A 20,482-nucleotide genomic window follows, 5' to 3' on the forward strand; every position below is an offset into this window, starting at 1 on the left:
TTTACAATATTTTCAGGTAGTTGAAGCGGCTACGGCTAAATTCACTGGCCGTTTAACTCGCTGCTTCTAAGATACGGCCAGTGAAACTGTCGTTCTCAACGATGTACGCGGCACCATCAATCATGTCGTAATTGATAGCGGAGTGATAATGCACCATACCATTGTCATAGTGGCGCATTCGCGGAAGAACGCCGCCAACGCGAATATTGGCGTGTTCGAGTTCTTGTGCCCAGCTTTGTGTAAGGCCACGGATTACAGCATTTGAGCTGTCTAAGTTTAGGCTTGCTTCATTGGCTGCACCTAAACCCGGTATATTGACGATAACCCCTTTGCGGCCGCAGTCGAGCATATTGATTGCAGCACCACGACCGAATAGATATAGGTTTGAGGCTACATCGGCAATGGTTTGATCGGCAATAGTTTGGTCGACAACGGTGTTACTTGCGAGCAGACTAGGCACACCACCGCCTCCTGCTTGCCAGTAATTAATCAAAACATCCACAGCTCCCATCTCACGGTTTACTTCCGTAAACAAATGGGAAATGTTTTCGACACTGCGATTTGCTAGATAAAACGAATAGCAGATCCCCCCCACCTTTAGGCAGTTTTCATATGTTGTTTGCAGGTTACTGCTGTCCGTATCTACGAGTGCAACGCGGGCGTTGAGTCTACAAAAGTGTTCAGCCATAGCTCTTCCGGTTGGTGTGCCGGCGGCTGTAATCACGATGACAGATTTAGCTATGTCCATTGTCTGACCTTTTCTTATAATTTCGTTCTATCTCAACTTGCACCCAGAAAGTTAACAACTTATACCCAGCTTTTTCAAAGGTGGATAACAATCTTGGACCAAGATTTGTGAATGTGGTGTGAAATTGTTCAAAAAAGGTTGTGCAAACTGTGTGCAAAATTAATTTATTAGTTAGTGATCACAGATTGGTTTTTTGAGGTGGAAGAAGTTGAATTGGTAAATTAGCTATGTTATTGGAATGAAATTAATCTAGCAAATACAATGTCTTATGCAGTAGCGTTAAGCTCTTGAAACCGCTTAGAGAGAACCAGTTGGTTATACAGATTTACCGGATTATATGCGGTTAGGTTGGGTTTTTCTTCGGCGAGCTGTCTTCTCTGGTGACCAGACAAATTATGGTAAACATCTTCGCCTAAATCGTGGGTTCCGTGGGCAGGGAAATGCAAAGCACTTGGAGACACGCAGTGGTTCAGGCGCGTACTGGTTATGCTTGATGTGTGGAATAATTCAGCCTGCGTACCGCACAGTTCGTAGTCCACATCTTCCGCAATCAGTCGGTTTGGTTCTGGCAGTTCTAGGATTTCTCGTAGCTCTGCGTCTGTCGCCTTTTCTGGATAGGCTGGGGTGAGTGGTGTCGATTCTGTCGCATCACCTGAAAGAAGGGCCAACATGAGAGCAAAATCTGAGCGACGACCTTGCGTCACGGCGTGGCTAAGGTGATTCCCTAGCTGTACATCCGTAATTAGCTTAGCTTTGTCGAGCGCGTGAACTTGCATAATTCTCAGTCAGTATCTTCGTTACCCTTTGTTTATCGGCAATACAGGGCTGAGCTTTAGCAAAATTGTGCGGTTTTTCTTTGGCTTAAAACCTAAAACGGCCTATGAACAAAAAAGCCCGCTGGAATGCGGGCTTTGTCGTGCTTATTGCTTGAACCTTGGTGGTTTAAGCGTTCAGTGCCTGTTCAAGGTCGGCAATGATGTCTTCAATGTGCTCAATACCGACAGACAAGCGGATCATCTCTGGAGACACGCCCGCTTGTGCTTGTTCTTCGACGCTCAATTGACGGTGAGTGGTGGAAGCAGGGTGACAAGCTAGTGATTTCGCATCGCCAATGTTTACCAAGCGTTTGAACAGGCCTAGCGCATCGTAGAAACGCACGCCTGCGTCATAGCCGTCTTTCAAACCGAAAGAAAGGATTGCTGATGGGTTACCTTTCATGTACTTCTGTGCCAGTGCATAGTGTTCAGACTCTGGCAGCCCTGCATAACTTACCCAGCTAACTTTCTCATGCCCTTGTAGGTACTCGGCGACTTTCTTAGCGTTTTCGACATGACGTTCCATGCGAAGAGACAGTGTTTCCAGACCCTGCATCAGCATAAACGCGTTCATTGGCGATAGGGCTGAACCCGTGTTTCGTAGCGGAACAGTACGCGCACGTCCGATAAACGCCGCTTCACCAAACGCCTCAGTGTAAACAACACCGTGGTATGAAGGCTCGGGTTGGTTTAACACTGGGAAACGGTCTTTGTGCTGTGCCCATGGGAATTTGCCTGAGTCGACAATCACACCGCCTAAGGTAGTGCCATGACCCCCAATGTATTTAGTCAGTGAGTGAACGACGATGTCGGCACCAAACTCAATCGGTTTACAAAGTACAGGTGTTGCAACGGTATTATCCACAATGACTGGAACACCTTGCGCATGCGCTAACTCTGACACCTTTTCAATATCAATAATGTTACCGGCAGGGTTACCGATACTTTCGCAATATACCGCTTTGGTGTTTTCATCAATCAGTGCCGCAAGAGATTCTGGCTTGTCGTCTTTCGCGAATTTCACATCTATACCCAGTTTCGGCAGCATGTGCGCAAATAACGTATAAGTACCACCATAAAGTTGCGGCGTAGAAACGATGTTATCGCCTGCTTCAGCAAGCGTTAGGATGGCATAGTGGATAGCCGCACTGCCTGCACTAACAACCAAAGACGCGATACCGCCTTCCAACGCAGCCATGCGCTGTTCTAGTACGTCATTAGTAGGGTTCATAATGCGGGTGTAAATGTTGCCTGGCACTTCAAGGTTGAACAGGTCTGCACCGTGTTGTGCGCTGTCGAATTCGTAGGCAACGGTTTGATAAATTGGTGTAGCAACAGACTTGGTCGTTGGGTCTGTCTGGTAACCCGCGTGAATAGCTAATGTTTCGTCTTTCATTGTTCTTCCTTGAATGTTGTGAAACAGCAATTGATCACTATGGCACAAACCAACGAGGTGTAAATTGTCGGGGCTCAAGAATCTTTGAAGAGAGACAAGATGAAAGGGAGTGATAAAAAATACAGGGGAAGCGGCGTGGAGTATAAGCGCGCCCAATGTGATGAACGCGCAAAATTGTTCGTTTATCTCATGCGAATCTTTGCTCGCCACATATAGACGCGATAAACAATTGCTAGTGAAATACAAACGCCTGCTGGCACGGCAAAGCTATATGCACCCAACATAGGGAACAAAATACCGCTCAGTACACCACCCAGCACAAAGCCTGCGACGATAACGAGAAACAGCACGAGCTTACGTTTATTCAATGGCTGCCCGCGTAGCAATGCGCCAAACATCAAGCCCAGATCGGTAATGATGCCGGTAATATGCGTTGTTCGGACAATCGCACCGCTATAGCTGGTCACAAGTGCGTTTTGTAAACCACAAGCGGCAGAAGCGAGGTACAAGCCATAAATAGCGTTATGAGAAAGGGGATAAACGGCACCTAGCAACAACATCGCTTCGATAACCAACAGCAAATCATAACGACGGCCAAGGGACAGCGTCCCGTCTTTCAATACCAAGCCAGAGAGTGTGGCTCCACCGAAAAATCCCGCCACAATCAGTAATAAATGGACCAGCTTAACAGGGTGGTCATTAATGAAATCCGTTCCAATCAGTGTTGCCGTCCCAGACAAATGCGATATGGCCTGATGCTCGAAACCAAGCAGACCAATGCCATTTATGCACCCAGCAGTAAGAGCGAGGATAAAAGCACCGTATTCGACCCATTTGGGCAGTTTGGAAATCACGCGTTAACCTTCGAAAAAAGAAGAGAACAAGAGAGCTTTCCGTATTATCACGGAAAAGGGCGGGAATTCTACACCAAATACAGGTAAAACGCGTGGGTTAGATCAAGCAATCATTGCTTTCAATCCACTGATTTCGCCGACTGTTTAAACCGCGAGATTTAAACCCACGCCACAGATAGTGTGTAGCTTTAGTTCAGGGGATTCACCGTGATATCGCCATGAATTTTGCATTGGCAAGCGAGACGACGATTTTCACCATCCATATCGAGGTCGCTCAAAAGGTCCTGCTCTTCTTCGGTGCGTTGGTTGAGGTTATTCATTCCTGTGACAACATCAATCAAGCAGGTACCACAAGCCGCCGAACGACAGCCGAAGGGGACTTCGCTTTTACCTGTGTCTTCAAGATCGATCAATGAACTGCCAGTAGTAAGCTCGACAGCGTTGCCTGTTCTACTGAATGTTACTTTCGGCATGACGATTGCTCCTTCGCATCACGTTCTTATAGATAAAGAATAGCGGGGAAGGGAGTATCATGCTGTTGATATTGAGGGAAAATAGATGTTGATGGCAGAAATGTGTTTTGGTCGAAGCTATTGATTGATCGTTTTATACCTTCAACCATGCCAATGTAGTAGCTCTCGATTTCTACGTATTCGATACAAAAGTGCCTACAACTTCATCAGACAAAGCTGAAACTTGGCGAGATATTTATTACGTTGCGTATCTCGATGTGTACGTCGGTGGCTACGATAGACAGTTGGATAAGCACTACAAGCACCGCCGCGACTGCATAGAAAAGTGCTTACTGCAATTGGAAAAGATTTTGTATTGATCTTTGTGCGTACACCAGTATGAGTTTCTTAGGGTGTTTGTCCCTGTTAGTTCTTTTCGCTAACTAATCGTTTCGTTTTTCAATCTTAAATAGATTAGAACTGACGCAATTATTGGGAATAATAGTGCGATCATAAATAGCATAAATCTATCTTTGATATTGTTTTTTGTTGCTAATATGTAAAATGGCAATATCCACAATAAGAACAAGTTACCAATTAGAAGCACACCATGTATTATATAAACATATCTATACTCATTCACATTAGGTGAAAGCAATTCAATTAAAACAAATAAGAATAACAAGGCAAAAAATGAGTTCAGTAGTATGTAAAGTGAGTTTTTCAAGGTTTTACCAATTTAAGTTTGTGACTTCTTATGTATAACTTCGAATTTCAAGAGTTCAGAGTTGTTGTCAATTATAAATTTTACGCCAATAATAAGTGAGAATGAAACAAGAAATATTAGTAGGTTATTCAGTCTGAATTGGAATTTTATAATACCAAGGACGAAGTACACCAAATTAATTAGTGCGTATATGAATAATACCATTGCAATTAGTACTAGGAAAAAACCTACGAATTCCACTATCTCACCTATTAAATATAAGCCAACATGCCCGGTAACCACATTCGTCTTCATAGTTATTGGCTTTCACGCCATCTTTTTAAATCTTCACCGAGTGTAATGACGGACTTGTTTGTTTTAAAAATGAGGGCAGGCACTTTAAAAAACCTAGGAGCAGCAATATTTGCTATGAAGCAGTACGAATTCTGATCGCAAACCTTCGTTGAATGCTGTTCAGTTTAATATTGTTTTACGCTAGGGGATTACTATTGGATTTCTCTTGGGGTGTCTGTTCCAGTGGTTTTGCTACTTAACGTTCGAATGATTTCGTCTTTTTGGGCTTTGCTTACTCCATATATGCCACTTCCAAAGTGGCTCATATCTTCAAGGGTTCCTAAAGAACTTATAATTGAGTCATTAAAAATTATATCAAATGACATAAATCTTCTAGTTACCTTGAATTTCCTGTTTTGAATGGATTCCACTCTTACTTTTGAAAGGCTGTAAACATATTTAATATGGTCATTTTCTATTAAGTAGTATCCGCCATGGCGCATAAATTTTGACCTTATGTATCCTCGCCAAAACATCCCTAACAGCAACGAAATAGATAATATAAGCCCTAAAAAAGGTGATATATCGTCTGTTGTTTTAATGGCATACAAGCAAAACAAAGAAAATAAAAACAGGAACGGAATTCCAATTGCTATTCGCAAAATTTCCATGCCAGTAAGATACAAGTATCTATTCCGCTTGGGTTCTATTTTCATTTAAAATCCATAGGGAGATGAGGGCGGTCACTTTATTGATGAATAAATCTATATAGTATAGAGTTGCCGATAGATGAGTTATGGGATTTCTGTTAGGCTGTATGTCCCTGTCAGTTCTACTTCAGTGTGTAAAATGTTTCTTGACTAAGTCACAGTCTTCTTTACTTAAATTATATATTCCACTGCCAATGTATCGCAAATCACCAAAATGTCCTATACCATCTAAAAAATTGTTTTTATGAAACATAACATCATAGCTCCACATTCTTTTTTTAATTATTAGTGTTCTTCCATATACATTGAGAGTGAATGTTGAACTATTTGGCTTTTTATACGCTATTCTCTCTTTCGTTATGATGTACTTTCTATTATTTCTTATGAATCTTGCTCTAAGATACGGTCGATTTAATATCATGGGTATTGCTATTAAAGGTATTATAACGCCCATTATCGATGAACCATAACTCCAGAGAAAAGACATGAAAACACTGATTGGGATTACAAATATTGCTTCGACTAGCTCTTTTCGATCAAAATAAAAAATACCACTTTTAAGGGGGGGGACCTCTAATTCATTAGAACTCATAAATAATATCCTGTTCGTGAAAACCCTTAGAGTAACTCATAGTAAATTTTGAAATACGGCCAATAGTGTCTGTCCCGTTAACTTTCCAATTGCTATTTCTTATGTTTAGTTCGTCTCAAGTGAAAAGATAGAGCTATGACATACACAATGTGAGGGACTATGAATGCGGTAAATTCGTGTCCAGTCATTCCTATAATCCATACGAAAACAAATGATGTATATAGCCATCCTCTATATGTATTACAAGAGTCAATCATCATTGAAATGGTTACTATAAAACAAGGGACTAATGATGCAAAAATCAACACTCCGACAGTGTCAGTATATGTTTTATTTTTCAGATCAAAAAACACATACCCCAACAAATACCATATAACGGCCAGCCAAACTATCAGCTCGTATCTGTTTGCGAATACTTTACTTTTCATAAACTTCAATCACCACTTCAAGTCAAATCTCAGAAACTGTCCCCGTTAGTTAGACAAAATCATAGTGTTCATCAATATTCAATTTCCCGACGCTGTGATTTAGTATGTTCAATGTTTAATGTCCGTTTACTTAGGTGTGAATTTTACATAAAAAACACTCCCGGAGAGTTTATAGTATGGATAGTAAACCCAATACATATTGGCATCTCTAGAGTCTGCTCTAAATATCAGATTTAGAACAAGGTTTTTCCCAGTTACTTGCACTTCAAATTTTTTAGTGGGATGGCTTCCGCTTAGTTTGGAATTAATTATATCTATTGTTTTACCTTGTATGTTAAATGGAGTTTCTGAGTTTAATATCATGATTTCAAAGTCATGTGATCGCGAGATGTTTGAAAAAATTGCCTCTACTTTTCCATCCATAATTTTTTTTGTTGCTATTAGAGTGAATGGAATTAAAAGTATAAATGCAAAGGGTGGTATTAACGTTGTTATTCTAGACTTTCTTTTTCTGTTTGAAATCACTTTGCATAGAGTGGTCAAAAAAAGAACAGATAGGGTGGCTAATGCCGCAATGATTGCGATAATAATAAATGGGTATATGTATTCATACATTGTTAGCATAAAGTATGTCTAGGGTTTGTTTGATTTCATATGTTGAAAACCAATTTTCACCTTGCGTCTTCATCAATGGTTATTCCGTAGTCGCTAAAATTATTACAATGTCATCCACCCGATCATATTGATAATTAGAACGGCGATGGAGGCGACTTTATCCTTGTTGTAGACAAGTAGCCTAAATACTAATATTGAGTTGAGGGCTATGATGATGAGCTCAAATGTCATGTCTGTTGTTGTGTTGGAATTAGATAGTTGACTTTTTAATTCATGCTTTGACAATTCCTGAAGCGTTTCAATCTCTTTATTTGTTAAGTAACCTTTTTCATTGTATTCAGTGTGGAGTTGGTAATATGAAGAGTTTTCATCATGGACTTCAATTGTGGTGTGATTTTTAACGTGCAAAGCAAAAAATCCAAATATGGAAAGCGAAATTAAAAATATGTAATTAGTTTGGCTCTGTTTTTCTTAATCATTTTTTCCATCTCACATGCTTTGTTGCTAAAAAATTAACACCGTTTGCGTTTTTCCTGTCATATTTAAAATCGTCCTTAGAAGGGATTATGTAGCGAGTGAGGGGCGAACATAATAATATTTACTTTGATTTATTAAAGCTGTAAGGGCAGATCTAACCGAAAACCGCGGGATGGTAGGGGAGTGGCTGGTGAATGCTGCAGCGTTATCTAATACAACAGTCCATCGGGGGCGTCAGTAAGCGGAACCATAAAAAGAGGAAATGAAAGATACGCTACCGCCCTTCGTCGTCAAACGAATAACACTAAGTTTAGAACCTGACTATGTAACGTGAGGGATGTAACCGCCGATAAACGTGGTATTTGAAGGTGTGAGTCGAAATTTTTATTTAACAACGACTGACATATTAATGAGACAAATGCCTAGGGTGAGGTAGGAATCCAACACACGACGACATGTTTTCAAATAGGTGTGATCCATGCTTTGAATTTATCTATTCCGGCAGGGTGTGCTATTCCTATGAGTACAGACTAAAAAAGAAGAAGCTAATATGCCGTCAGACTACCCCTCGCCGGAAGAAGGCGTATCTATTCGTCAGTTGTTGTCTACATTTCCATTAATTGCGCGTCAGCAAGACGTTGAATTCACTAAATGGTGCAAGTCGTTACTGCAAGCTGGGCTTGAGTATTTTGGTGCCTCGGAGGCAAGGGTAGCGCGCATTAGTAATGATGAGCTTTACGTTGTGGCTTCCGTCTTTGAAGGCGTGAGTGGTGCGATACATCGTGAAAATGTGTATCCACTCGCGACGACGTTTTGCAGCGTCACTGCCCGCAAATCGAACGTCATTTTGGCTCCTGAAACAGCGAAACATCCTGAACTGTCCAAACATGCAGCGCGTAGCTCCCTTGCGCCAGCGTATTGGGGGGTCTGTCTGTATTTTGGCGGTGCAGTGTGGGGAAGTTTGAGTTTTAGTAGTGAGATCATTGGTCGAGAGCAAGCTGATGACGAAAGTGTACTGAGGCTGTTAGCAAGTCTTATTGAACTCAGGCTCGAAAATGAAGAACTTCGGGAAGAAGTGAATGGAGCAAGGGCGTCTTTGTTAACGATGAGTCAAAGGCTGGAAAGTTTACAGCTTTTTGATCCGCTGACAGATCTTCCCAATCGGCGTGCCTTGTTTGATCATCTTCACCGAGAACTTAATCAGTTGATTAGGCGTAATGGAGAAGGGGCAATTGCCATTGTCGATATTGACTACTTCCGTATGCTTAACGAACAGCACGGGCATGAAGAAGGGGACACGATTCTCTGTGGAGTCGCGAATGCGCTACGACAGGCAGTGAGAAATTACGATTTTGTCGCGCGCTACAACGGTGAACAGTTCTTGGTTTGGTTGCCTGACACCTTGCAATCAGAAGTGGTTAAGGTGTGTGAACGCATGGCGGAAAACGTGGCTAATTGTGAAGTGGAAGGAAAGCCCATTACCATCAGCATTGGCTTTTGTGCGTTCCATGGGGAAAGTGAAACGCAATTATCGTTCTCACGTACGTTAGATAAGTTGATCGATTTGGCGCATGAGGCGTTGAATACGGCCAAAGCCAATGGTCGAAACTGTGCCGTTGCATCGTCTAGTCGTCCCATACCTATCAATACACTATCTGCTTAAAATAATTAGAAATATCGCTTTGTTTCATTTCTATTCCATGACTATTCTTTACGTAGGTATTTGAATAGGTAAGACCAAGACATGGAAATGTCCGAAAGTGAAAAAGTTATCCGGTGCTTGTACCAAATCACCAATGATTTTGATAAAGGACTCGACCACCAAATTAACGAATTGCTCAAAATGGGACTGGAGCGATTTGGGTTGGACATTGGTATTTTGTCCTTCATTTCAGACGGACGATATCAGGTTAAAAACGTGGTTTGTCCTGATTCGGTGCCGCTTCAGCCAGGTGCTGAATTTCCCTACGATCTTTCGTATTGTTGGGTAACGCTGGGAGCTGATGGCCCTGTTGCCATGGAAAACGTCGGTGAGACCGATATTCTCGGAAATCATCCTGCCTATCGAGAATTTGGGTTGGAGTCGTACATTGGTGTGCCTATTCGCGTGAATGGACATGTATACGGAACGCTCAATTTTACAAGTCCCAACCCTTATCCGAGAAAATTCAAAGATATCGACATCGATTCCCTTTGTTTGATGGCGTCGTGGATCGAGGTGGAATTGGCTCGTGAGCAACAACGTGATGAGCTGGAAAGGCTGAACGGAAAACTTGAAGCTTTAGTGCGGACCGATCCATTGACGGGCATTCCAAATCGTCGGCACTTGTTTGAACATATTGAGCAAAACATTAATCTGCTAAGTCGCCGACGTTCTCAAGGAGCGGTGGTGATCATCGACCTCGACTATTTTAAAACAATTAACGATAAGTTCGGGCATTTACGCGGCGACGATGTACTGGTGGAAGTGGCATCTGTCTTGAAAAAAGCCCTTCGAAGTTACGATTTTGTCGGCCGTTATGGTGGTGAAGAGTTTTTACTTTGGCTGCAAGATATTGAGCTTGAAGAAGTGAAGGAAGTCTGTGTCCGTATCCAGAAAGGTTTAGCGACACTTCCATTCGACGACTTCACGATAACGGCCAGTATGGGTGTGTGTCATTTCACGTGCAGTGATTCAATCCATTTGGAAGAAAGTAAATGCGTTGAATTGCTGATTTCGCAAGCGGATGCAGCGTTGTACAGTGCGAAGGCGCAGGGCCGAGATCAGTTTGTGATCAGTGGTGAAGAATCGCTGCATCTTGGCTGGGCCAACGATGCGTTTGCCTGAGCAGGACGGCGTTAGATATCGTGTGAATGGAATAAAGGGGCTGAGTGCCCCTTTTTTGTTGTCTGGGTCTCAGCGGTATAAGTAGACGGAAAGAAAGTAATTAATCTGATCGTTGATGTATTTAATGATCTGTCTTTGCTCGGTTAACTCACCGCCTTCAGTGATATCCCAAGGAATGAACTTGTCATAGCGCGGGAGTCTTTTGCCTGATTGGATTGATGATGGGGATAACGCAATCAGGTAATCAATCCGCTCGCTGCTGTATGCCTCAATCGTGTCTAAGTGTTTATCCGTGCAATCAATGTTGAAGTGTCTCAGTGAGCGACACGCAGATTCGATATTGCAGTTATCGTTGGTATACGCGCAAAGGCTGTGAAAATAGCTGTCGGCTTTATGGTTGAGTATGGATTGCGCGACCAACGAATAGCCGTCATTCCCGTCGCAAAGGAAAAGCACACTCGGTTTGGCGCGTCGTTTTTGGGGTGCATCAGGGTCTCTTTTTATCGGTCGCTGTACCATGATTTCTCTCTTTTTTTCTCGTCGTTAAGTTCTCCGCTACGTCGCCACTACTATTTTGCTGTTGGAGAGATTCAATACGCAGTATCCCTTGCGCACTAATAACCTAGGGGGAGTTTATTTCATTTGCGTGAAGTATTGATGTATTCAATGTGTCACGTGGTGCGCATATGCTCTCGTAATCAAATGTTCACATTTTGTTAAGGTTAGTGTCACACGCCTTATCTAAGTTTTAGTCAGTTTTAAAGCAAACTCGAAAGTGGTGATTGGCAGTTCTAACTTCCTAACCACTTCAATTTAAAAGACTATCGACTTGGAGGTTGATGTGAAATTTAAGGCTCTGATTGCAGCTTCTGCACTGTGTGTAACAACATTCGCGGCGACAAATGCTGCTGCTGCATCACGTGACTACATCAGTATTGTTGGTTCCTCAACAGTCTACCCATTTGCAACCGTTGTCGCGGAGCGTTTCGGTCGTACTTCAGAATTTTCTGTACCTAAAATCGAGTCAACGGGCTCTGGTGGCGGCTTGAAACTGTTCTGTGCGGGTGTTGGCGAAAACACTCCGGATATCACCAATGCATCTCGCAAAATCAAAAGCTCTGAAGTGGAGCTGTGTGCGAAGAACGGCGTAAAAGACATCGTTGAAATCAAAATTGGTTATGACGGTATCGCCTTTGCGAACTCTAAACAGTCTGAGCAGTTTGATATCACGCTGAAAGACCTCTTCACTGCGTTGGCGAAAGTGGTACCTGATGCAAACGGTAACCTCATTGAGAACCCGAACAAAACGTGGAAAGACGTTAACGCATCGCTTCCAGCTACCAAAATCGAAGTGCTGGGTCCCCCACCAACATCGGGTACGCGTGATGCGTTCGTAGAGTTGGCAATGGAAGGTGGTTGTAAGCAATATCCTGCATTGAAAGCGATGAAAAAAGTCGACAAGAAGAAGTACAAAGCAGTGTGTCACGGTATTCGTGAAGATGGCGCGTTCATCGAAGCGGGTGAGAATGACAACCTGATCGTTCAAAAACTGGATGCAAACCCGAATGCATTCGGCATCTTTGGCTACAGCTTCCTTGAGCAAAATTCTGACAAAGTTCAGGGCTCAAAGATCAGCGGTGTGGTGCCAACGTTTGATGCTATCGGTGACGGTTCATACCCGGTTTCTCGCTCACTGTATTTCTACGTGAAGAAAGCACACCAGGACGTGGTGCCTGGCTTGCAAGAGTACGTTTCTTCATTCACGTCTGAAGACGCGATTGGTGACGAAGGTTACCTGACTGACCGTGGCCTGATTCCACTGTCAGCACGTGATTGGAAACTGGTTCGCAACAGCGCGGTTGATCTGAAACCAAACCTGTAATGGCGAAACCATAAGGGTGGTGCGTGAAAGCGCACCACCCTTTAGCTGTAAAGGGATGTAAGGAAAAGGGATGCAGACGTCCACATTGATGGTGATAGTGTTGGTGCTGACCTTCAGCGCGTACCTACTTGCCAAAAAACGGTCTCGGGACCTTGCCGCCGCGCAGGGTAGCTTGAGCACACTACACTCACGACCGGCCTACTACGGGTCATTCGCGGCCATTTTGGCAGCGGTACCTGCAGTGTTGCTTCTTATTATTTGGCAGGCTATTGAGCCAGGTATGGTTGAGTCGCTTGTGATGGCGCAATTGCCGCAATCGGTAATCGATTCACACGAAAACAGCCAACTCCTGTTTAGCCAAATTACCCACATTGCCAATGGTGTACTGAAAACCGAAAATCCAGCGTTGCTCGCGGCGGCCGGTCACTATCTGCATTTAGAAAGCATCGGGCAGACACTGCGCTTTGTCGGTGTTGGGGCTCTATCTTTAGCCGGGCTTGCATTGGGCTGGCGCATTGTTCGACCGAAATTGAAAGCACGAAACCACGTTGAGAAATGCCTTCAGTTTTTCTTGATGTTCTGCTCAACACTGGCCATTTTGACTACGCTCGGTATCGTGCTGTCGGTGTTGTTTGAAGCGATACGCTTTTTTCAGATTATTCCAATCACTGACTTCCTGTTTGGCACCGAATGGTCGCCGCAGATCGCGTTACGCGCCGATCAACAAGGCGCGAGTGGCGCGTTTGGTGCCATTCCACTGTTTACCGGCACATTAATGATCTCTTTCATCGCCATGTGCATTGCGGCTCCCATCGGATTGATGAGCGCAATCTATCTGGCGGAGTATGCCTCACCCACCGTGCGTAACATCGTGAAGCCCGTACTCGAAGTACTGGCCGGGATCCCTACGGTTGTGTACGGCTTTTTCGCCGCACTGACGGCTGCGCCTTTCATTAGAGACATCGCGCATGCGATTGGGCTTTCAGGTGCTTCTTCTGAAAGTGCGTTGGCTGCAGGTGCAGTAATGGGCGTGATGATCATTCCTTTTGTTTCCTCTTTGTCAGATGACGTCATTACCGCCGTCCCGCAATCACTCAGAGACGGATCTTTGGGTTTAGGCGCGACACGCTCTGAAACCATTGTGAATGTGGTAATACCCGCGGCACTCCCAGGCATTGTCGGTGGTCTGCTTTTGGCTGTATCCCGCGCAATTGGTGAAACCATGATTGTGGTGATGGCAGCAGGCCTTTCCGCCAACTTAACGGCGAATCCGTTGGATTCCGTCACAACAGTGACGGTGCAAATCGTGACCTTGTTGGTGGGTGACCAAGAGTTTGACAGTCCGAAAACACTGGCTGCCTTCGCACTTGGGTTGACCTTGTTTGTGGTGACGTTGGCACTGAACTTTGTCGCACTCCGTATCGTGAAGAAGTATCGAGAGCAGTATGACTGATAGATTATTGAAAATTGCAGAGACCAAACGCCAACGCGTGAAAGCGGGCGTGGCTCGTCGCCGTGCAAAAGAGAAACGCTTTCGCTTTTATGGCATCGCATCGATCTCAATGGCGTTTGCTTTCCTTATCGTGTTGATGACGACAATCGTGTCAGACGGGTACACCGCATTCGTGACGACTGAAATTAAGCTGACCGTTGATTTATCGCCAGAGACGTTGGGTATCGAAAGCGGAGAGACGGATAAAAAAGCCTTGATGCAGGCCAGCTTTAGAAAAGTGCTACGTAAGGCGATTTTGCAAGAAATCCCCGTTGATGGCCGCAAGCAGAAACGTGCCCTGTACAAATTCCTATCTAACGGCGCGGAATATGACCTTCGTGACATGGTGATTGCCGACCCGTCTTTGATTGGCAAGACAATAGAATACTGGGCCCAAGCGGGTGATAACTTTAATCAATTCAACAAAGGCAATATCAAAGCCAGTACGCCAGAAGACGGCCGTCAGTTTAAAGACCTGCAAATAGAGTGGTACGACGAACTGGTGAAAGAAGGCAATGTGCGCACTGTCTTTAACAAGAACTTCTTCACCAACGGTGATAGCCGTGATGCTGAGTTAGCGGGCATTTGGGGCGCGACCGTCGGCTCTTTCTATACCTTGATCGTGACCTTGGCGTTGAGCTTCCCCATTGGTGTTGCGGCGGCGATTTATCTTGAAGAATTTGCCCCGCGTAATCGTGCAACAGAGCTGATTGAAATCAACATCAATAACCTCGCAGCAGTACCTTCGATTGTGTTTGGTTTGTTGGGCTTGGCGGTATTTCTCAACGTTGCAGACTTGCCACGCTCTGCGCCTGTCGTGGGCGGTTTAGTGCTGACGCTGATGACACTGCCTACCATCATAATTTCCAGCCGCGCAGCCATTAAGGCGGTACCACCTTCAGTGCGCGATGCTGCACTTGGTGTGGGCGCGTCAAAAATGCAGATGGTGTTACACCATGTTTTACCGCTCGCGATGCCCGGAATGCTGACAGGCACCATTATTGGCATGGCGCAGGCATTGGGCGAAACCGCGCCGCTTTTGATGATCGGCATGGTGGCCTTTGTGGTGGACATTCCGGGCGGGCCGCTCGATGCCGCAACCGCTTTGCCCGTTCAGATATACCTTTGGGCCGAAAACCCAGAGAAAGGATTTGTCGAGAATACGTCAGGCGCAATCATGGTATTGCTGGCGTTTTTAGCATTTATGAACGCATGTGCCGTGATCATGCGTAAGCGTTTAGAGCGCAGATGGTAGGAGTAGGGATATGACAACAATTATCACCCATGCGGGAAGCGTCCCACAGAGCGAACATATGATGGCAGCAGAAAAAACCTTAGCGCCGAAAGAAACCTGTGGCATGCCCTTCGTGAATGCGCCAAGGATGACAGCACGCGATGTCAGCGTGAGTTATGAGAACGGGGCAAAGTCCGCCATTCGCAATATCAACTTAGATATTGGAGAGAAGCAAGTGCTGGCGATGATTGGCCCATCAGGTTGCGGTAAATCCACGTTTCTACGTTGCTTGAACCGTATGAATGACACCGTCCCAGGCTGTGAAGTGAAAGGGGAAATCCTACTCGATGGTCACAACATCTATGCTAAAGACCAAGAGATCGTCGAACTGCGCTCTCAGGTTGGCATGGTGTTCCAGCGTCCGAACCCTTTCCCGAAGTCGATTTATGACAATGTTGCCTATGGTCCGCGTATTCATGGGCTGGTGGATACCAAAGATGAACTCGATGAGGTCATTGAGCAGTCTCTTCGTCGTGCGGGTTTATGGGAAGAAGTGAAAACGCGCCTCGATCAGCCTGCAACAGGGCTGTCTGGTGGTCAGCAACAACGTTTATGTATTGCTCGCACCATTGCGATTGCTCCAGAAGTGATATTGATGGATGAGCCTTGTTCGGCACTGGACCCGATTGCAACGGGTATCATTGAAGATCTGATCAATGAACTGAAAGAGAACTTCTCCATTGTGATTGTTACACACTCCATGTCACAGGCGTCTCGCGTGTCGGATCGCACGGCGTATTTCCATTTAGGGGACTTGGTTGAGGTGAATGAGACCAAGAAAGTGTTTGAAGACCCAGAGCATAAACTGACACGGGATTACATTGGTGGCCGCTTCGGCTAACGGCTATAACCCAGCGAGTGTCAGGTGAAAAACGGTGCAAATAAGCACCGTTTTTCTTTTCACTTTGTTTGACCTGATTTGCTTGACCTGAGATGGTCAAATACCTGCTTTGCCGCTCACGTTTCGTTACATTCTTATCCCCTAAAGAAGTAGGGATTTTGACATACTGATGGCATTGTTTGGCTTTGTTTCAGTGAGAGAGAATCTGCATAGAATGAGCACGCTTTATCCTCTTATTCTTCTGGCATCCATCTGGCTCTTTTTCTTTGCACAACTTTCCACCTCCATCAATTGGCAGTTTGTGAGTGATGTTGGCGCATACGGTTTAGTGACAACGGCGATAGCCTTTCCCGTGTTTTACGGTGAATGGCAAGAGCTTCAACAAGCATTGCTTATCATCGCTTGTGCTTCCGCTATAGGTCTGCTTGGTAAATTACTTATTAGTGCGAAGCGTCCCGATCTTAGTGGAAACGACAGCTTCCCTTCAAACCACACTGCAAACGCAGTGGCGGCTTCCACCGCGTTGATGCTTTGCTACGGGTGGTTTATCGGGTTGCTTTCTTATGGTCTCGCTGTCTGTGTTGGTCTTGGCCGCGTGAAGGCATTTAAGCATCACTGGCGAGATGTTGTAGTGGGGTTAGGTGTTGGCCTCGTTGCTGCGGTAATAGCCGTCAAATACATGTAACGAAGTACCTAACGTGAAAAGCCCGCATAGACATGCGGGCTTTTGTTTGGAACGTGTCTCGCTCTGAACTAGTTGCTGGCGAGTTTAAATACCGTTTGTCCGTCTTTGATGGTTTCTAGCACGGCGATGTCTTTGATCGTCATCGGGTCAACCTCCAGCGGGTTTGCATCCAACACCACCAAGTCTGCACGCTTACCCACTTCAATCGTGCCTTTCGAAGCCTCTTCGAAGTTCTGATACGCACTGTTAATGGTGATGGCTTCTAATGCCTGATACGGGCTGATCTTGTGGTGCTCACCCAATACCTCGCCGCTGCGAGTTACGCGATTTACCGCTGTCCACATGTTGGTCATCATGTCTGGGAACAAAACAGGGGCATCCATATGAATGGTGAACATCAAATCATTCGAGTTTGCCCAACCCATCGGCGAAATGTTCGAAGCACGCCATGGACCTAACACAGACTCTTTATGCCAATCGCCCCAGAAATACGTATGAGCAGGGAAGAAAGATGGAATCATCGCGTTTTCTTTCATGCGTTTTACCTGATCAAGGCGCGTTGTTTGCGCGTGAATGACCACCGTACGTCTGTCTTCTTTGCCGTGAACCTCATCAGCGCGTTCAACTGCGTTTAGCAGAATGTCGGCAGAGGCATCACCGTTGCTGTGGCTTAATACCTGTGCATTCATCGCATAAGCTTTGTCTACCCAATGGTTCATCTCTTCTTGGGACAACACAGGGTAGCCGTGATAGTCATACGCATGGCTATGTGGCGGCTCATAGTAGGGTGACGACAAGTAGGCCGTTTTTCCTTGAGGTGAGCCGTCACCCACCAGTTTTACGCCTGCCAATGTGAAGCCATTTGTGGTGCTTTTCATCGGCATGATTTTCACGGCCTCATCAAGGTCTACCCACTTTGCATAGGCGAGCAAGTCAATTTTCATCAACCCATTGTCCGCCATTGTTTTCATGGCATTGATTGCAGGTAATGTGGCAAGGCCTTCTTGAGTCGTGGTGACACCATAGCTTGCGAACATATCCTGTACTTTAAGGAATTTTCGAATGGCGTCTTCTTTGGTTTCTGTCGGCAATGCACCGAGAATGGCGTAGATCGCGGATTCTTCGAGGACGCCTGTCATCTCGCCGCTGGCATCACGGCGGATCACACCGCCATCGGGATTGGGTGTGTTGGCATCATAGCCAATAAACGCCAGTCCTTGTGTGTTACAACTTGCCAAGTGACCAGACACATGCACGGCACAGAAGCTGAAATCTTCGCTGAAGGCATCCAAATCTTCTTTGGTTGGGTGGCGTTTTTCTGCAAGCTCTGCATCGTCATACCCAAACGCCACATGCAAGATATCGTTGTCCAGATCTTCGCGTGCAAAGTACTTACGCATCTTTTTATCAATGTCTTCGATCGAACCAATATCACCCATTGGGGCAGGGTAGAGGAATTCATTTTCGATGAGTGGCAGGTATTGAGCGAAATGACCATGGGCATCAATAAAGCCGGGCGTTACCGTTTTGCCCTGTAGATCACGGACTTCAGTGCCTTCATCTTTGTGTTTCAAAACATCTTCGGTGGAACCTACCGCAACGATGTTGCCATCTTTAATTGCGATGGCCTGAGCACGCGCTTGTTCACCCGTGACAGTGACAATGTCACCGTTTGTCAGAATTAAATCCGGTGCGGCAAATGCCATGTTTGAACTTAAAGCTAGGGTAATGAGAGAGAGTGATAGTTTTTTCATTTTTTTCCCCAATTACAGAATATTGATTTCATTTTTCGCCTTTGATGGTTCACATTTTGCGCAAGATAAAATGAACAATACAGTCAGTTTTGATAGGGTTTCACGTACATTGTTAGGATTGAACGAGAGCTGCCGTGCACACCATTGAACAGTTAGCCACCTTTATTTCGGTGTATGAGAAAGGCTCATATAGCGCAGCAGCAGCGGCGTTAGGGAAGTCTCGTACAACAGTGCGAGAGCATGTAATGGCGTATGAAGATACCTTGGGGTATTCGCTGTTTGAAATTGAGGGAAAAAAAGCGGTTCCGACAGACAAAGCGAACCAGCTTTATTTTCATGCCAAAGTGGTGGAGAAACAAAGCCGGGAGTTGTTTGATTACAGTCAGGCACTGTTTGACAGTGACATTCACACCCTGAACATTGTGCACGACGTGATTGTACCGATTCAGGTAATCGCGGCTGTCCAACGTGACGTGCTGGCGCAATACCCTCATCTCACACTGAACTGGTTGCACCGTACTCGGCAACAGGCTCTTGCCATGCTAAAGAGCGGGGAAGCAGATATCGCGTTGATGCCCAACAGGGGGCAGTTGTTTCCAGAAACCGAAATCGATTTTCGCGGTGTCGGCTCGTTAAAAATTAAAATTTACGCAAGTAAGCACTCTGCGTTAAGTCAGAAAACGCATGTCACGATGAAAGAGCTGCAAAGCGAAACGCAGTACCTGACTGAAAACTTTGCGGCGATGGATGTCTCCTTTGCCAAAGTGTCACCGAAAATACGCATTGTCAGTAATACCGATTTGCTTTGTGAACTATTGAAACAAGAAGGGTGGACGGCATTACCCGCGCTCAGTATGGCCTCGCCATGTTCGGCAGAGTTTGTTGAACTGCGCGTCGAAGAAATGGGCGAATACAAAGCGGTTGGGCTTAATCTTTTTTACCGACACGGGAAAGACAAGTCCGCGATGTTCAGTGACATGATGCGTGTGATCTCGCGGACATGTCAAAACGCATTGGCGTTTTGATGCACAAAGTGAGTTTCAGATGTTCAATTTGTTCAAACCACGAGCAAACGAGCGAGTTTCAGTAAATTCGGGCTTTACAAGCGTTCCAGCCCTTTGTAATATTCGCCGCAACCACGGAGAGATGGCTGAGTGGTTGAAAGCACCGGTCTTGAAAACCGGCGTGCGTTTATAGCGCACCTAGGGTTCAAATCCCTATCTCTCCGCCAAATTAGAAAAGGCCGCTGAACTATCAGCGGCCTTTTTGCATTTTTAAGCCTCGATGAGATAGGGGTGCAGAACCCTAGCCAGGGTTCAGCCGGGCGAAGCGAGACAACGTTGCTCGGCGTAGCCGAAAAAGCAACGGCCCGCAGGGCGAGGACGCGAAGCGGCCGAGTAAATAACCTATCTCTCCGCCAAATTAGAAAAGGCCGCTGAACTATCAGCGGCCTTTTTGCATTTTTAAGCCTCGATGAGATAGGGGTGCAGAACCCTAGCCTGGGTTCAGCCGAGCGAAGCGAGACAACGTTGCTCGGCGTAGCCGAAGAAGCAACCGAGTAAATCCCGCTATACCTTGTTTTGGGCTCCGCCAAATTAGAAAAGGCCGCTGAATTATCAG

The 20,482-nt window shown here is 45.3% G+C and carries 18 protein-coding genes, 1 tRNA gene and 1 other RNA gene; 10 read left to right on the forward strand and 10 right to left on the reverse strand.

Translation table 11 applies throughout. The annotated features are described in order from the left end of the window. Nucleotides 1–52: 52 nt before the first annotated feature. The 8 genes from LRP49_RS18165 to LRP49_RS18200 form a co-directional block, all read right to left on the reverse strand. Complete coding sequence (locus LRP49_RS18165; protein WP_274143731.1) at nucleotides 53–748, reverse strand: SDR family NAD(P)-dependent oxidoreductase; 696 nt, start codon at nucleotides 746–748, stop codon at nucleotides 53–55. 266 nt (nucleotides 749–1,014) lie between these two features. Continuing rightward, on the reverse strand, nucleotides 1,015–1,524 hold the full coding sequence (locus LRP49_RS18170; protein ID WP_274143733.1) for a VC2046/SO_2500 family protein: 510 nt from the start codon (nucleotides 1,522–1,524) through the stop codon (nucleotides 1,015–1,017). Nucleotides 1,525–1,690: 166 nt separating this feature from the next. Beyond that, nucleotides 1,691–2,959, reverse strand: a complete 1,269-nt coding sequence (locus tag LRP49_RS18175) for an O-acetylhomoserine aminocarboxypropyltransferase/cysteine synthase family protein (RefSeq protein WP_274143734.1) — start codon at nucleotides 2,957–2,959, stop codon at nucleotides 1,691–1,693. A 182-nt stretch (nucleotides 2,960–3,141) separates the two neighbouring features. Continuing rightward, entirely contained in the window at nucleotides 3,142–3,813 is a 672-nt protein-coding gene (locus LRP49_RS18180) for a YoaK family protein (RefSeq protein WP_274143736.1), read from the reverse strand. 188 nt (nucleotides 3,814–4,001) lie between these two features. Beyond that, nucleotides 4,002–4,286 (reverse strand): 2Fe-2S iron-sulfur cluster-binding protein, encoded by a 285-nt coding sequence (locus LRP49_RS18185; protein ID WP_274143737.1) that lies wholly within the window; start codon nucleotides 4,284–4,286, stop codon nucleotides 4,002–4,004. Between the two features lie 1,191 nt (nucleotides 4,287–5,477). Continuing rightward, nucleotides 5,478–5,981, reverse strand: coding sequence for a hypothetical protein (locus LRP49_RS18190; RefSeq protein ID WP_274143739.1), 504 nt, complete (start codon nucleotides 5,979–5,981; stop codon nucleotides 5,478–5,480). 121 nt (nucleotides 5,982–6,102) lie between these two features. Next, entirely contained in the window at nucleotides 6,103–6,567 is a 465-nt protein-coding gene (locus LRP49_RS18195) for a hypothetical protein (protein WP_274143741.1), read from the reverse strand. Between the two features lie 554 nt (nucleotides 6,568–7,121). Next, the gene (locus LRP49_RS18200; RefSeq protein WP_274143743.1) at nucleotides 7,122–7,619 is read right to left on the reverse strand and encodes a hypothetical protein; all 498 of its coding nucleotides are present in this window, start codon (nucleotides 7,617–7,619) and stop codon (nucleotides 7,122–7,124) included. Nucleotides 7,620–8,637: 1,018 nt separating this feature from the next. Between LRP49_RS18200 and LRP49_RS18205 the strand changes: the two genes are divergently transcribed. Both LRP49_RS18205 and LRP49_RS18210 read left to right on the forward strand, forming a co-directional pair. After that, nucleotides 8,638–9,750 (forward strand): sensor domain-containing diguanylate cyclase, encoded by a 1,113-nt coding sequence (locus LRP49_RS18205; protein ID WP_274143745.1) that lies wholly within the window; start codon nucleotides 8,638–8,640, stop codon nucleotides 9,748–9,750. An 81-nt stretch (nucleotides 9,751–9,831) separates the two neighbouring features. Further along, entirely contained in the window at nucleotides 9,832–10,914 is a 1,083-nt protein-coding gene (locus tag LRP49_RS18210; RefSeq protein WP_274143747.1) for a sensor domain-containing diguanylate cyclase, read from the forward strand. Nucleotides 10,915–10,983: 69 nt separating this feature from the next. On the opposite strand, the gene LRP49_RS18215 is transcribed toward LRP49_RS18210, so the two are convergent. Continuing rightward, complete coding sequence (locus LRP49_RS18215; RefSeq protein WP_274143748.1) at nucleotides 10,984–11,433, reverse strand: hypothetical protein; 450 nt, start codon at nucleotides 11,431–11,433, stop codon at nucleotides 10,984–10,986. 322 nt (nucleotides 11,434–11,755) lie between these two features. Between LRP49_RS18215 and LRP49_RS18220 the strand changes: the two genes are divergently transcribed. The 5 genes from LRP49_RS18220 (at nucleotide 11,756) to LRP49_RS18240 (ending at nucleotide 17,108) form a co-directional block, all read left to right on the forward strand. Further along, the gene (locus tag LRP49_RS18220) at nucleotides 11,756–12,796 is read left to right on the forward strand and encodes a substrate-binding domain-containing protein (RefSeq protein WP_274143750.1); all 1,041 of its coding nucleotides are present in this window, start codon (nucleotides 11,756–11,758) and stop codon (nucleotides 12,794–12,796) included. Between the two features lie 70 nt (nucleotides 12,797–12,866). After that, nucleotides 12,867–14,249 carry a phosphate ABC transporter permease subunit PstC gene (gene pstC, locus LRP49_RS18225; RefSeq protein WP_274143752.1) on the forward strand — a complete coding sequence of 461 codons (1,383 nt, stop codon included), beginning with the start codon at nucleotides 12,867–12,869 and terminating at the stop codon, nucleotides 14,247–14,249. Continuing rightward, complete coding sequence (pstA, locus tag LRP49_RS18230) at nucleotides 14,242–15,543, forward strand: phosphate ABC transporter permease PstA (RefSeq protein ID WP_274143754.1); 1,302 nt, start codon at nucleotides 14,242–14,244, stop codon at nucleotides 15,541–15,543. The genes pstC and pstA overlap by 8 nt, the downstream gene beginning before the upstream one ends. Before the next feature lie 58 nt (nucleotides 15,544–15,601). After that, on the forward strand, nucleotides 15,602–16,423 hold the full coding sequence (gene pstB, locus LRP49_RS18235; protein ID WP_476397343.1) for a phosphate ABC transporter ATP-binding protein PstB: 822 nt from the start codon (nucleotides 15,602–15,604) through the stop codon (nucleotides 16,421–16,423). A gap of 214 nt (nucleotides 16,424–16,637) precedes the next feature. Then, on the forward strand, nucleotides 16,638–17,108 hold the full coding sequence (locus LRP49_RS18240) for a phosphatase PAP2 family protein (protein WP_274143756.1): 471 nt from the start codon (nucleotides 16,638–16,640) through the stop codon (nucleotides 17,106–17,108). 68 nt (nucleotides 17,109–17,176) lie between these two features. On the opposite strand, the gene LRP49_RS18245 is transcribed toward LRP49_RS18240, so the two are convergent. Further along, nucleotides 17,177–18,862: an amidohydrolase gene (locus LRP49_RS18245; RefSeq protein WP_274143758.1), complete on the reverse strand. Its 1,686-nt coding sequence runs from the start codon at nucleotides 18,860–18,862 to the stop codon at nucleotides 17,177–17,179. A 134-nt stretch (nucleotides 18,863–18,996) separates the two neighbouring features. On the opposite strand from LRP49_RS18245, the gene LRP49_RS18250 reads away from it, so the two are divergent. The 3 genes from LRP49_RS18250 (at nucleotide 18,997) to LRP49_RS18260 (ending at nucleotide 20,282) form a co-directional block, all read left to right on the forward strand. Continuing rightward, entirely contained in the window at nucleotides 18,997–19,887 is an 891-nt protein-coding gene (locus tag LRP49_RS18250) for a LysR family transcriptional regulator (protein WP_274143760.1), read from the forward strand. Between the two features lie 115 nt (nucleotides 19,888–20,002). Continuing rightward, nucleotides 20,003–20,093 (forward strand) — tRNA-Ser (locus LRP49_RS18255). A 43-nt stretch (nucleotides 20,094–20,136) separates the two neighbouring features. After that, a non-coding RNA gene (locus tag LRP49_RS18260) (RtT sRNA) lies at nucleotides 20,137–20,282 on the forward strand. Nucleotides 20,283–20,482: the final 200 nt, after the last annotated feature.

It is taken from the genome of Enterovibrio qingdaonensis, from assembly GCF_028683135.1.
GTDB classification, from domain to species: domain Bacteria; phylum Pseudomonadota; class Gammaproteobacteria; order Enterobacterales; family Vibrionaceae; genus Enterovibrio; species Enterovibrio qingdaonensis.